The sequence below is a fragment of the Methylobacterium sp. WL7 genome (assembly GCF_008040085.1).
Classification (GTDB): domain Bacteria; phylum Pseudomonadota; class Alphaproteobacteria; order Rhizobiales; family Beijerinckiaceae; genus Methylobacterium; species Methylobacterium mesophilicum.
On record NZ_VRVG01000152.1, the window covers coordinates 1 to 12334 of the forward strand.

13 protein-coding genes are annotated in these 12334 nt (G+C 70.7%); 8 read left to right on the forward strand and 5 right to left on the reverse strand.

Features of this window, described 5'->3' with window-relative positions; translation table 11 throughout:
• Positions 1-323: 323 nt before the first annotated feature.
• The 3 genes from FV233_RS25485 (at position 324) to der (ending at position 3128) form a co-directional block, all read left to right on the forward strand.
• On the forward strand, positions 324-932 hold the full coding sequence (locus FV233_RS25485; RefSeq protein WP_147899171.1) for an NnrU family protein: 609 nt from the start codon (positions 324-326) through the stop codon (positions 930-932).
• Positions 933-1039: 107 nt separating this feature from the next.
• Positions 1040-1750 (forward strand): tetratricopeptide repeat protein, encoded by a 711-nt coding sequence (locus FV233_RS25490; RefSeq protein WP_147899172.1) that lies wholly within the window; start codon positions 1040-1042, stop codon positions 1748-1750.
• Positions 1751-1781: 31 nt separating this feature from the next.
• A complete protein-coding gene (gene der / locus FV233_RS25495) occupies positions 1782-3128 on the forward strand; it encodes a ribosome biogenesis GTPase Der (protein WP_147857545.1) in 1347 nt (448 codons plus the stop codon).
• 9 nt (positions 3129-3137) lie between these two features.
• Here der and FV233_RS25500 read toward each other — a convergent pair whose 3' ends face one another.
• From FV233_RS25500 to FV233_RS25520, 5 genes are all read right to left on the reverse strand, one after another.
• A complete protein-coding gene (locus FV233_RS25500; RefSeq protein ID WP_147899173.1) occupies positions 3138-4256 on the reverse strand; it encodes a carboxylate-amine ligase in 1119 nt (372 codons plus the stop codon).
• Between the two features lie 61 nt (positions 4257-4317).
• Positions 4318-4725 (reverse strand): dihydrofolate reductase, encoded by a 408-nt coding sequence (locus FV233_RS25505; RefSeq protein WP_050733992.1) that lies wholly within the window; start codon positions 4723-4725, stop codon positions 4318-4320.
• Positions 4726-4788: 63 nt separating this feature from the next.
• The gene (locus FV233_RS25510; RefSeq protein ID WP_147899174.1) at positions 4789-5538 is read right to left on the reverse strand and encodes an SDR family NAD(P)-dependent oxidoreductase; all 750 of its coding nucleotides are present in this window, start codon (positions 5536-5538) and stop codon (positions 4789-4791) included.
• Between the two features lie 155 nt (positions 5539-5693).
• A complete protein-coding gene (gene purF / locus FV233_RS25515) occupies positions 5694-7163 on the reverse strand; it encodes an amidophosphoribosyltransferase (RefSeq protein WP_147856073.1) in 1470 nt (489 codons plus the stop codon).
• A gap of 132 nt (positions 7164-7295) precedes the next feature.
• Entirely contained in the window at positions 7296-7904 is a 609-nt protein-coding gene (locus FV233_RS25520) for a CvpA family protein (protein ID WP_058191883.1), read from the reverse strand.
• A 132-nt stretch (positions 7905-8036) separates the two neighbouring features.
• On the opposite strand from FV233_RS25520, the gene FV233_RS25525 reads away from it, so the two are divergent.
• The 5 genes from FV233_RS25525 to radA all read left to right on the forward strand — a co-directional run bounded on the left by FV233_RS25525 (position 8037) and on the right by radA (position 12161).
• Positions 8037-8747, forward strand: coding sequence for a queuosine precursor transporter (locus FV233_RS25525; RefSeq protein ID WP_187278228.1), 711 nt, complete (start codon positions 8037-8039; stop codon positions 8745-8747).
• A 168-nt stretch (positions 8748-8915) separates the two neighbouring features.
• Positions 8916-9137 carry a PbsX family transcriptional regulator gene (locus FV233_RS25530; RefSeq protein WP_147856075.1) on the forward strand — a complete coding sequence of 74 codons (222 nt, stop codon included), beginning with the start codon at positions 8916-8918 and terminating at the stop codon, positions 9135-9137.
• Positions 9137-9496 carry a type II toxin-antitoxin system PemK/MazF family toxin gene (locus FV233_RS25535; protein WP_147856076.1) on the forward strand — a complete coding sequence of 120 codons (360 nt, stop codon included), beginning with the start codon at positions 9137-9139 and terminating at the stop codon, positions 9494-9496. Before FV233_RS25530 ends, FV233_RS25535 begins: the two co-directional genes overlap by 1 nt.
• Positions 9497-9595: 99 nt before the next feature.
• A complete protein-coding gene (alr, locus tag FV233_RS25540) occupies positions 9596-10678 on the forward strand; it encodes an alanine racemase (RefSeq protein ID WP_147856077.1) in 1083 nt (360 codons plus the stop codon).
• Between the two features lie 46 nt (positions 10679-10724).
• Entirely contained in the window at positions 10725-12161 is a 1437-nt protein-coding gene (gene radA, locus FV233_RS25545) for a DNA repair protein RadA (protein ID WP_147899176.1), read from the forward strand.
• Positions 12162-12334: the final 173 nt, after the last annotated feature.

The window sequence follows — 12334 nt, forward strand, 5'->3', positions numbered from 1 at the left end:
AGAGGGCGGCGGCAAGCAAAGCGGAACGCTGCCGGATCCCTCCCCACGCAGCGGCTGTCATAGTGACGGATCGGCCCCTGCAGGCCGCGACAGGCCCCCTCTCCCGCACGGGAGAGGGGACCCGCGCCCCGTCTTGAGATGGGTGAACACCCTCCCCCGCAGAGGGGTGAGGGAGAAGCGGCGCCGCTCCGCCCCGCATCCCGTACGCCGAGTCCATCACTGAAATCCGGGTGCGTCCCGGCCACGCCTGGACAAAGCACGCCAGATTCGCTTGAGAACGGTTACAGAGTACTTGCCGACCGGCTGTCGCTCGAAAGTCCTTCATGCTTCTCCTGATCCTCGGGCTCGTGCTGTTCCTCGGCACGCATGCCTTCTCGATGGTACGCTCCCAGCGCGCCGCGATCGTCGGCCGGGTCGGCGAGGGCCGGTACAAGCTCGGCTACACCGCCCTGTCGCTGCTCGGGCTGGTGCTGATCGGGGTCGGCTTCCACGATTACCGGCTCAGCGGCTACATCCCGGTCTGGGATCCGCCGGTCTGGACGCGCCACCTAGCCCTGACGCTCGTCTGGCTCGCCTTCGTGTGCCTCGCCGCCGCCTACCTGCCGGGGCACATCCGGGCGAAGGCCAAGCACCCGATGCTGCTCGCGGTGAAGATCTGGGCGACCGCCCACCTGCTCGCCAACGGCGATCTCGGCTCGATCCTGCTGTTCGGCGGCTTCCTGGCCTGGGCGGTGGCGGCGCGGATCAGCGCCAAGCGCCGGGCGCTCGCTCCGGGGGCGGTCGTCGCCCAGCACGGGGGCGCCGTCGCGGCCCCGCATGGCTGGCGCAACGACATCCTGGCCGTGGTGATCGGGACGGCGGTCTGGTTCGTGTTCTCCCGCTACCTGCACTACCCGCTGATCGGCGTCTCGGTCTGGCCCGGCACGGCCTGAGGCCACCGCCGACCACACCCGCTGTCGCCAACCCGGCGCCCGTGTGTTAGGCGCGGGGCTCGATAGCTGTGCAAGGTGGCCCGCGGACAAGCGCGGGCCGGGAAACGATGGCCGAGAACAACGAGTTCATCCGCGAGGTCGACGAGGATTATCGCCGCGACCGGATCCTCCAGATCTGGAAGCGCTACAGCGGCGTGATCATCGCGCTCGCCGTGCTCCTGGTGGTGGGCGTGGCCGGCTGGCGCTACTGGCAGAATCAGCAGCGCGTGGCCGCCGAGACCGCCTCGGTGCGGTTCGACGAGGCCAACCGCCTCGCCCGGGACGGCAAGGTCGCGGAAGCCGACACGATCTTCGACGCGCTGGAGCAGCAGGGTCCGGCCGGCTACCGGCTGCTCGCCCGGTTCCGCGCTGCCGCCGAAACCGCCAAGCGCGACCCCGAGGCGGGTGCCAAGGACTTCGATACGCTGGCCGGCGACAGCGGCCTCGGCGACGGCCTGCGCGACCTCGCGCGGCTGCGCGCGGCGCTGCTGCGCCTCGACAGCCCGAACCCGGACCCGGCTCTGGCCAACCTCCAGGGGCTCGCGGCCGGAACCCCGTTCCGCCACACCGCCCGCGAAATGCTCGGTCTCGCCGCCCTGAAGAAGGGCGATTTCGAGGAAGCCGGCCGCTGGTTCGACCAGCTCTCGGCCGATCCCGAGACACCCCGGAATCTGCGTGAGCGGATCGAGGTCTACGCGGCGCTCGTAGCGGGCGGCCCGGTCACCGTGACCGAGGCCAAGCCCGAAGTCGCCGCCCCGCCCCCGCCGATCACGCGCTGATTTTTTTTCGTCGACCATTTCGAGACAGACCATGGATATGCCGACCGTCGCGATCGTCGGGAGGCCGAACGTCGGCAAGTCGACCCTGTTCAACCGCCTCGTGGGCAAGAAGCTCGCGCTCGTGGACGACCGGCCGGGGGTGACCCGCGACCGGCGCGAGGGCGATGTCGCGTTCGGCGGCCTCCACTTCCGGGTGATCGACACAGCCGGGCTGGAGGAATCGGACGCCGCCACCCTGACCGGCCGGATGCGGATGCAGACCGAGGCGGCGATCCTCGCCGCCGACGTGGTGCTGTTCGTGATCGACGCCCGCGCCGGCGTGCTGCCGGCCGACCAGCCCTTCGCCGAGCTGGTGCGCCGGGCCGGCTGCCCGGTCATCCTGATCGCCAACAAGGCCGAGGGCGGCACCGGGCTCGCCGGGGCCTACGAGGCCTTCACCCTCGGTCTCGGCGACCCGATCCCGTTCTCGGCCGAGCACGGCGAGGGCCTGGGCGAGCTGCACGAGACGCTGAAAGGCGTCCTGCCCAAGCGCGACGAGGACGACGAGGATGAGGACGCCCCCGGCGGCCGCTCCCTGAAGGTCGCCATCGTGGGCCGCCCGAATGCCGGAAAGTCCACGCTGATCAACCGCATGCTCGGCGAAGACCGGCTGCTGGTCGGCCCCGAAGCCGGCATCACCCGCGATTCGATTTCCTTGGATTGGGAATGGCGCGGGCGGAAAATCAAGCTGCACGACACGGCCGGGATGCGCCGCCGCGCCCGGATCGACGACAAGCTGGAAAAACTCGCGGTCTCGGACGGGTTGCGCGCCGTGCGCTTCGCCGAGGTGGTGGTGGTGCTGCTCGACGCCACGATCCCGTTCGAGAAGCAGGACCTGACCATCATCGACCTGGTCGAGAGCGAGGGCCGGGCTGTGGTGATCGGCCTGAACAAGTGGGATCTCGTCGCCGACCAGCCGGGCCTGCTCAAGCAGCTGCGCGAGGATTGCACCCGCCTGCTGCCGCAGGTGCGCGGCGTCGCGGTGGTGCCGCTCTCGGGGCTCGCCGGCGACGGCCTCGACAAGCTGATGCAGGCGGTGGTGCAGGCCTCGGAGGTCTGGGACAAGCGGATCTCGACCTCGCGCATCAACGACTGGCTGAACGAGGCGACCTCGCGCAACCCGCCCCCGGCGGTGTCGGGCCGGCGGATCAAGATCCGCTACGCCACCCAGGTGAAGAGCCGGCCGCCGCATTTCGCGCTGTTCGGCAACCAGCTCAACGCCTTGCCGAAATCCTACACCCGCTACCTGGTCAACGGCCTGCGCGAGGCGTTCGAGCTGCCGGGCACGCCGATCCGCCTGAGCTTGCGGACCTCGCAGAACCCGTTCGACAAGGGCTGAGGCGGCCGGTCACCGAGCCGCGTCAGCGATCCAGTCCACAGCGGCCGACAGGGCGGCGCGCTCGTCCTTTCCGTCGGCCAGGGCCGCCTCGTAGGCGCCGACCTGCCCGTCCGCGCTGGTGCCCTCGGTGACGATCGCCCGGGCGCGGGCGACGTCCGCGGCGCAACCGAGCGCGTCGGCATCCTCCGCCACCAGGGCCAGCACCGCCTCCAGCGCCTCGACGAACGGCACCGCCTCGCCCCGCGCCTCGTCGATCAGCGTCGCGCGTACGCCGCTGTGCTGGGCCCGCCACAGGTTTTCCGAGGCCAGGGCGCGCGAGACGCCGTCGAGTCCGGCATTCAGCGCCGGACGGCGCACGCACAGGCGCACCAGGCAGCGATACAGGGCGGCGATGCAGAACGAATCGTCGAGCCGGGTGCAGGCGTCGGCGATGCGCAGCTCCAGGGTCGGGAACTTGATGGAGGGCCGCAGCGACCACCAGAGAAAACTCGCATCCGCGATGGCGCCGGAGCGGGTCATGATCTCCACGAACCGGGCATGCGCGGCTGAGTCCGAAAAAATCTCGGGCAGTCCGGTGCGGGGCAACTCGCCGAACACGCTGAGCCGGTAGGCCATCAGCCCGGTCGCCTCGCCCTGCCAGAACGGCGAGGAGGCCGAGAGCGCCAGCAGCAGCGGCTGGAACGGCAGCAGCCGGTTCATCAGGTCGATCCGGGCGTCCGGGTCCGGCACCTCGACATGGACGTGCATGCCGCAGATCAGCGCCCGCCGTGCCGCGATGCCGACATCCGACAGGATGCCCTTGTACCGCTCGCCGTCCGTGGCGGTCTGGCGGGACCAGCGCGCGAGCGGATGGGTGCCGCAGGCGAGCAGGCTCAAGCCGTTCTCGGCCGCGATGCCGGCGAGCTGCGCCCGCTGGCCACCGAGATTGTTGCGCGCCGCCTGCGCGTCGTCCAGCGGCGGCGTGCAGACCTCGACCTGCGCGGCGACCAGCTCCCGCCCGGTCTCGGGCAGCTCCGCCTGCACCCGGGCATGGAAGCCGGCCAAGTCGCCCCGGGGCGTGCCGCGGGTCTCGGCATCGGCGAGGAAATACTCTTCCTCGATGCCGAAGCGGTAGCTGTGGGCGCTCATCTGCGTCTCCGGACACGCAACTCGCACGCTAACGCGCCGGGCTGCCCGAAGATGCCGCTCCTCAGGGCCGCAGCGCCCCGCCCACCAGCCAGGCCGGGTCGAACCAGCGGTCGGCCTCGCCGTCGTAGGGCAGGCGGGTGATGTCCCAGTTCTGGATGTACTTGGCGTAGACGTTCCACACCGCGATGCCGCCGCCGACAAAAATCCGCCGGCCGGGGTAGCGCTTGAGCACCTGCTCGGGATCCTCGTGACTGCGGATCACATCGATGGTGCGGTCCTTGAACGCGAAGTCCGGGACAGAGGCCACGGTCTTCGGCCCCGCGATCAGCACGTGGCCCATGGTGAGGGCGAAGAAGCGCGTCACGTCCTCCACGAACAGCGGGTCGGTATTGCCCTCCCAGGGCAGGTGCCCGTTCAGGCCGAGCTGGCCGCGCAGGCCGATCGCACAGATGCAGCGGACGTCGATCATCGTAAATCCCAAACCCTGCGGGCTCCGCCCGCAACCCGCCGGGGCCGCAGGCCCCGGACCCCTTTACTCGGGCGCGCGGAACTGCATCACCCGGTCGGTGGGGAAATCGTAGAGCTTGCCGGTCTCGGTCCAGTCCGGCGCGGCGAGCCGCACGAAGTGGGGAGCGAGATCCTCGGGGGTCTTGAGGGTCTCGGGATCCTCCCCCGGCATGGCCGAGCGGCGCATGCCGGTGCGCAGCGGCCCCGGGTTGAGCAGCATCGCCCGGATGGCGGTGGTCTCGTTCTCGGCCGCGTAGGTCCGCACCAGCGCTTCGAGGGCCGCCTTCGAGACCGAATACGGCCCCCAATAGGCCCGGCATTTCGAGGCCGCGCCCGACGAGACGAAGATCGCCCGGCCGGCATCGGACATGCGCAGCAGCGGGTCCAGCGAGCGGATCAGGCGCCAGTTGGCCGTGACGTTGACCTGCATCACCTGGTCCCAGACCTTCGGGGTGATGTGGCCGATCGGCATGAGGGCGCCGAGGATGCCGGCATTGCCGACCAGGATGTCGAGGCGCTTCCAGCGATCGTTGATCGCCGCGCCCAGCCGGTCGATCGCGTCGTAATCGGCGAGGTCGAAGGGCACCAGCGTGGCGCTGGACCCGGCCGCCCGGATGGCGTCGTCCAGCTCCTCGAGGGCGCCGACCGTGCGGGCCACCGCGACCACGTGGGCTCCGGCCCCGGCCAGCGCGAGGGCGGCGGCGCGCCCGATGCCGCGGGACGCCCCGGTGACGACCGCCACGCGGCCTTCGAGGATTCTGTGAGACTCAGCCATGCGCGGGACCTAGCGCATTTCCGTGCCGGGGGGATCGGAAAATTCCGGTTTCAAAAGGTCCGTGACCTTTTGCGGGTGCAGGGCGGAGCCCTCCAAGGACCCAGGGGCGCCGCCCCTGGACCCCGCCAAAGGGCTCGCCCTTTGGGATCCCCGTGTCAGTCCGCTTCGGCGAGCATCGCGAAGCGCTTCGGGCCGGCGATGGAGAGGTCGGTCAAGCCGGTCGGGTAGTCGCCCGTGAAGCAATGGTCGGTATATTGCGGGCAGGCCGCGTTGCGCTCCTCCTCGCCCATCGCCCGGTACAGGCCGGGGATCGACAGGAAGGCGAGCGAGTCAGCGTCGATATATTTGCGCATGGCCTCGAGGTCGTGGGTCGCGGCGAGCAGCTTCTCCCGCTCCGGCGTGTCGATCCCGTAGAAGTCCGGGTAGGTGATCGGCGGCGAGGCGATCCGGAAATGCACCTCGGCGGCGCCGGCCTCGCGCATCATCCGGACGATCTTCACCGAGGTCGTGCCCCGCACCAGGCTGTCGTCGACCAGAACGATGCTCTTGCCCTCGATCGCGGCGCGGTTGGCCGAGTGCTTCATCCGCACACCGAGTTCACGCACGGACTGGGTCGGCTGGATGAAGGTCCGCCCGACATAGTGGTTGCGGATGATGCCCATCTCGAACGGGATGCCGGTCTCCTGCGCGAAGCCCAGCGCCGCCGGCACGCCGGAATCCGGCACCGGCACCACAATGTCGGCGGGGGCGGCGGCCTCGCGGGCGAGCTCCCGGCCGATGGCCTTGCGCACCGCGTAGACGCTCTTGCCGTTCACCACGGAATCCGGCCGCGCGAAGTAGATGTACTCGAAGATGCACGGGCGCATCGGCACGGCGTCGGCGAAGCGGATCGACTCGACGCCCTCCTCGGAGATCACCACGACCTCGCCGTTCTCGATGTCCCGGACGTAGCGGGCGCCGATGATGTCGAGGGCGCAGGTCTCGGAGGCCAGCATGTAGCGGCCGTCGAGTTCGCCGAGCACCAGCGGGCGGATGCCCAGCGGGTCGCGGGCGCCGATCAGCTTCTTGTTGGTGAGCGCCACGATCGCGTAGGCGCCCTGGATCGCCTGCAGGGCGTCGATGAAGCGCTCGACGATCCGGGGCTTCCGCGAGCGGGCCGCGAGGTGGAGGATCACCTCGGTGTCGGAGGTCGACTGGGTGATCGCGCCGTCGCGCACCAAGTCGCGGCGGATCGACAGGGCGTTGGTGAGGTTGCCGTTATGGGCGACCGCGAGGCCGCCGCTGGCCAGCTCGGCGAAGAGCGGCTGCACGTTGCGCAGGATCGTCCCGCCGGTGGTCGAGTAGCGCACGTGCCCGATGGCGGCGCGACCTTTCAGCCGGGCGATGGTGTCGCCGTCCGAGAACGAATCGCCGACGAGGCCGGGGCGGCGCTCGGAATGGAACACCGCGCCGTCGAAGGAGACGATCCCGGCCGCCTCCTGGCCGCGGTGCTGCAGGGCGTGCAGGCCCAGCGCCACGATGGCCGAGGCATCCGGGTGCCCGAAGATGCCGAAGACGCCGCACTCCTCGCGCAGCGTGTCGCCATCGAGGTCGAAATCGGCGGCGTAGGCGTCGGATTGGGACATGGTGCGATCGATCACTTCACGAGTCCCGGCGGCGACGGGCCGGCGCGCCGGTCGTCGCGGATATCATCCGATCGTCTCCGGAACCGCTATCTAGGCGTTCCACGCAGACCGACCAACGGCGAATGCCGCAGGTCAGCGTCGCGTCGGGCTCGGCGCGGTCTCGGTGCGGCGCTGGGGCGCCGGGTCGGTCTCGGCGGGGGCGTCGGCCGCCTCGTTGGGCGGCGTGACGGCCTTCGGCTTCTTGAACTGCTTCAGGAAGCCCTCCGGATTCTCGGGGAGCTGGGCCACCAGGGCGTCGCCGGATTTTTCCAGCATCGGGCGCGTGCGCGCCTGCGCCGCCCAGTCCGGCACCTTGCCCTGCACCAGCCAGGACAGGAACACCCAGCCGATCACGCAGATCAGGAAGCCGCGGCCCGCCCCGAACAGGAAGCCCAGGGAGCGGTCGACCGCGCCGATGCGCGAATCGAGCACCACGTCGGAGATCTTCACGGTGATGATCGAGACGACGATCAGCGTACCCAGGAAGATCGCCGCGATCGAGGCGACCAGCGCCACGGTATCGCTGTTGACGTGCTGCTTCACCAGCGGAAGCAGCATCGGATAGAACGACCACGCGACGGCGGCGGCGGCCACCCAGGCGATGATGGCCAGCACCTCGCGGGTGACGCCACGCACGGCCGCGAGCAGCGCGGAGACCGCGACGATGCCGAGCACGACGAGATCCAGGACGGTAAACGGCATCTGTGAACTTTTAGGAACCAGAGGGGATGCCGCGGCGGCCATGCGGCTCCCCGGGACCGGGGCCGAGGTATACCAAGCCGAACCTCGGCCGTCACCCTCGGGGACGGGCCTCGGCCGAGGCCTGTGCCGTCCATGCATCAGCCCGTGCCGATCGTGAGCGCGGACCGGGCGGCGGCCGGCCCCGTTTACCTCGTTCCGATCGCCGGCCTGTTCGGCGCGGTGCTGATGATCTCGCTGGTGCTGGCGGGCAAGATCGTCTCGGTGGGCGGCCTGACCTTCACGGCAGCGGTGATCGTGTTTCCCGCCTCCTACCTGTTCGGCGACGTGCTGACCGAGGTCTACGGCTATTCCAGCACCCGCACGGTGGTCTGGACCGGCTTCCTGGCGCAGGCGCTCTGGATCCTGGCCTACGGGATCGCGGCGGCGCTGCCGCCCGCGCCGTTCTGGCCGCACCAGGCGGCGTTCGAGGCGGTGCTGGGCGCCACCCCGCGGCTCGCGCTGGCAGGCCTCGCGGCCTATCTCACCGGCGAATTTCTGAACGCCTACCTGCTCGCCAAGCTGAAGCTGCGCTTTCGCGGCCGGGGGTTGGCCGCGCGGCTCGTCGCCTCGACGCTGGTCGGCCAGGGCATCGATTCGGCCCTGTTCATCGGGCTCGGCTTCGGCGGGCTCTACCCCGCCGCGGATCTCGTCCGCCTCGCGCTGTCGATCTGGGCGCTGAAGGTCGGCTGGGAGATCGTTGCGCTTCCCCTCAGCGTGCCGCTGATCGGCTTCTTGAAACGCGCCGAGGGGCGCGATGCCTTCGATACGGACACGGATTTCAACCCGTTCCGCTTGCGGGGGTGATGGGTGTCGGCGGCAACGGAAAAGTGCTACCTTTGTAGCACCTTCCGGAGAAGCGTGACCATGCCTGCCGCCAAGCGAACGCCTCGCACGAAGACGAACGCCAAGCCGCCGACTCAAACGTCAACGACGACGGTTGTGACGGTTCGGCGCCAAGGCGGAGCCCGGGTGATGACGCTCCCGCCCGCTGTCCTGGCCGCTATCGGAGCCGATACGGGCACCGACCTAACGCTCGCCGTCCAGGACGGTACCCTGGTCGCGACACCGGTCGCGAAACGCAAACGCCGCTACACCCTGGCGGAGCTTCTGGAAGGCGCCGAGCATCTGCCGGCCTTGTACGCGGACACCGCCAAGGCTCTGGAAGGCCCCCCAGTCGGCGATGAGATCGGGTGATGGGCCCGCGGCCGAAGGTCCCGAAGCGCGGCGAGATCTACTCGATCAACCCCAACCCGGTCGTCGGCCGGGAAATGCGAGATCGACATTACTGGATTGTCCTGACGCCGGAGGCCGTGAACGTTCACGGCACGGCAATCGCCGTGGTCATCTCCACCGTGGCGGCGGGCGCCCGCGCCGCGGGCCTCACAGTCCCCGTTACGGCCGATGGCGTGACCGGCGTGGCGGTCTGCACGCAGGTCCGCAGCTTCGATCTGCGGGCGCGCATCGCCTATGGCAGTGCGAGCCTCGCCGGTGTCGCGGATCCGGACACCGTGGGCGAGATCGCCGCGCGGGTTGCCAGTCTCGTCGACCCCTGAGACCAATGCCGCGAACCGACTCGCCTCACGGGTCCGCATCGTGCATCCGTCCGCGGGGAATCGAGGATTGGGGACGCTTCGGTGGCGGGTAGTCGGTCAGTGACGGAATCCGGAAGAGATATCGGCGCCCACGGCGCCCGGCTGACCGTCGATCTCGGGGCGGTCGCCGCGAATTGGCGGCTGCTGGCCGCCCGGGGCGCCGATTGCGCCGCCGTGGTGAAGGCCGACGCCTATGGCTGCGGCGTAGCCCGGGTCGGGCCGGCCCTGTGGGCGGCCGGGTGCCGGACCTTCTTCGTCGCCCACTTGTCCGAGGGCATCGCGGCCCGGGCCGCCCTGCCGGAGGCCGCGCTCTACATCCTGAACGGGTTGCCGCCCGGTGCCGGCGGGACCTGCGCGGCGCACGGCCTGCGCCCGGTGCTGGGCAGCCGCGAGGAGATGACGGAGTGGTCGGCGTTCTCGGGCGGCCGCCTGCCGGCGGCGCTCCACGTCGACACCGGGATGAACCGCCTGGGACTGCCGGTGCCGGAGGCGCTGGCGCTCGCGGGCGACCCGTGCATCGCGGCCTGCGGGATCGACCTGCTGATGAGCCACTTCGTCAGCGCCGAGAAGCCGGCCGACCCGGTCAACGCCCGGCAGATCGCCGACTTCGCCCGGGTCCGGGCCGCCTATCCGGGCCTGCTTGCGTCGCTGGCGAATTCCTCCGGCGTCTTCCTCGACGGCGCCGGGCACGACCTGCTGCGTCCCGGCTACGCCCTGTTCGGCGGCAACCCGACGCCCGAGACCGCCAACCCAATGCGCCCGGTGGTGCGGCTGGAGGCCCTGATCGCGCAGGTGCGGGATGTCGAGGCCGGAACCGGCGTCGGCTATAACGGCCGCTGGACGGCGTCGGCCCCGAGCCGGCTCGCCACCCTGTCGCTCGGCTACGCGGACGGCTTCCCCCGGGCGATCAGCGGGCGCGGCCAGGCGCTGGTCGGGGGCGTGCCCTGCCCGATCCTGGGCCTCGTCTCCATGGACCTGATCATCCTCGACGTCACCGCGGCCCCCGCCGCCCGGCGCGGCGCCACCGCGGTGCTGATCGGCGACAGCCTCGACATCGACACCGTCGGCCGCGCCGCCGGCACGATCGGCTACGAGATCCTGACGGGGCTGGGTTCGCGTTATGTTCGAACTTATGTAGGGTGATCCGACTCCACCTTACGAATGCCGGACCGGCGGCGCGCGGACCCGAATGGCCAAGATCCACCAGACCTTCGTCTGCCAGTCCTGCGGGGCGGTCTACAACCGCTGGCGCGGGCGCTGCGAGGCCTGCAACGGCTGGAACACGATCGTCGAGGAGGCCGCCGCGGCGCCGGGCCAGTCCGGTCCGGTCGCGACGCGGCCGTCCCGCGCCCGCGGCCGGGTGTTTCCGCTGGAGGGGCTGACCGGCGAGACCAAGGAGGCGCCGCGCATCCCCTCGGGGATCGGCGAGCTCGACCGGGTCACCGGCGGCGGCTTCGTGCGCGGCTCGGTGATCCTGCTCGGCGGCGATCCCGGCATCGGCAAGTCCACCCTGCTGATGCAGGCCTCGGCCGCCATGGCGGGGACCGGCGAGCGGGTCGCCTACATCTCCGGCGAGGAGGCGGTGGGGCAGGTGCGCCTGCGGGCCGAGCGGCTCGGGCTGAGCTCCCGTCCGGTGGATCTGGCCGCCGAGACCAATGTCGAGGACATCATCGAGACCCTGAGCCAGGGCCGTCCGCCGGCGCTGGCGATCATCGATTCGATCCAGACCATGTGGACCGAGACCGTGGAATCGGCCCCCGGCACGGTCACGCAGGTGCGCTCCTCGGCCCAAGCGCTGATCCGCTTCGCCAAGACCACCGGCACCGCGGTGATCCTGGTCGGCCACGTCACCAAGGACGGGCAGATCGCCGGCCCCCGGGTGGTGGAGCACATGGTCGACGCGGTCGCCTCGTTCGAGGGCGACCAGGGCCACCATTTCCGCATCCTGCGCGCCGTGAAGAACCGCTTCGGCCCCACCGACGAGATCGGGGTGTTCGAGATGACGGATGCGGGGCTCGCCGAGGTGCCCAACCCCTCGGCCCTGTTCCTGGCCGGGCGCGACCATCAGGCCGCCGGCACCGCGGTCTTCGCCGGGATGGAGGGCACGCGGCCCCTGCTGGTGGAGATCCAGGCGCTGGTGGCGCCGTCCTCGCTCGGCATGCCCCGCCGGGCGGTGGTCGGCTGGGACCCGAACCGGCTGTCCATGGTGCTCGCCGTGCTGGAGGCCCATGGCGGCATCCGGCTCGGCACCCACGACGTGTATTTGAATGTCGCCGGAGGCTTGCGCATCACCGAGCCGGCCGCGGACCTCGCGGTGGCGGCCGCCCTGGTCTCGTCCCTGTCGGGGGCGGTGCTGCCGCCGGAGACCGTGTATTTCGGGGAGATCGGCCTGTCCGGGGCGATCCGACCGGTGGCCCAGGCCGGCGCCCGGCTGAAGGAGGCCCAGAAGCTCGGCTTCGCCAAGGCGCTGATCCCGCAGGGCCGGGGCGAGGGCGACAAGGCTCTGGCGGTGGAGACGTTGCGCCACATCGCTGACCTGGTGGCCGGGATCAGTGCCGGGGCACCCCGGCGCGGCGCGGGCCAGCGCGGGCGGGCGCAATCGCGCTACGCCGACGAGGAGATGTGAGCGGGCTTACCCCTACTTTGGGATCTACACATTGGGCTGGGGAGCACGGGCGCCGGACGAGGCGCGGGTCCCCTCTCCCGTGCGGGAGGGTGACAGGGTGAGGGGTCAGGTTCCTCCGGAGAGGGCGTATCCCTCACCCCAACCCTCTCCCGAGCGGGCTTAGATGTTCACAC

Excerpts from the sequence above, each read along its gene's own strand:
- FV233_RS25485 (WP_147899171.1), top strand. The coding sequence starts at position 324 with ATGCTTCTCCTGATCCTCGGGCTCGTGCTGTTCCTCGGCACGCATGCC.
- FV233_RS25510 (WP_147899174.1), bottom strand. The coding sequence starts at position 5,538 with ATGGCTGAGTCTCACAGAATCCTCGAAGGCCGCGTGGCGGTCGTCACC.
- FV233_RS25535 (WP_147856076.1), top strand. The coding sequence starts at position 9,137 with ATGGGCCCGCGGCCGAAGGTCCCGAAGCGCGGCGAGATCTACTCGATC.
- radA (WP_147899176.1), top strand. The coding sequence starts at position 10,725 with ATGGCCAAGATCCACCAGACCTTCGTCTGCCAGTCCTGCGGGGCGGTC.
- purF (WP_147856073.1), bottom strand. The coding sequence starts at position 7,163 with ATGTCCCAATCCGACGCCTACGCCGCCGATTTCGACCTCGATGGCGAC.
- FV233_RS25500 (WP_147899173.1), bottom strand. The coding sequence starts at position 4,256 with ATGAGCGCCCACAGCTACCGCTTCGGCATCGAGGAAGAGTATTTCCTC.
- FV233_RS25530 (WP_147856075.1), top strand. The coding sequence starts at position 8,916 with ATGACGCTCCCGCCCGCTGTCCTGGCCGCTATCGGAGCCGATACGGGC.
- FV233_RS25505 (WP_050733992.1), bottom strand. The coding sequence starts at position 4,725 with ATGATCGACGTCCGCTGCATCTGTGCGATCGGCCTGCGCGGCCAGCTC.
- der (WP_147857545.1), top strand. The coding sequence starts at position 1,782 with ATGGATATGCCGACCGTCGCGATCGTCGGGAGGCCGAACGTCGGCAAG.
- FV233_RS25525 (WP_187278228.1), top strand. The coding sequence starts at position 8,037 with ATGCATCAGCCCGTGCCGATCGTGAGCGCGGACCGGGCGGCGGCCGGC.
- FV233_RS25520 (WP_058191883.1), bottom strand. The coding sequence starts at position 7,904 with ATGCCGTTTACCGTCCTGGATCTCGTCGTGCTCGGCATCGTCGCGGTC.
- FV233_RS25490 (WP_147899172.1), top strand. The coding sequence starts at position 1,040 with ATGGCCGAGAACAACGAGTTCATCCGCGAGGTCGACGAGGATTATCGC.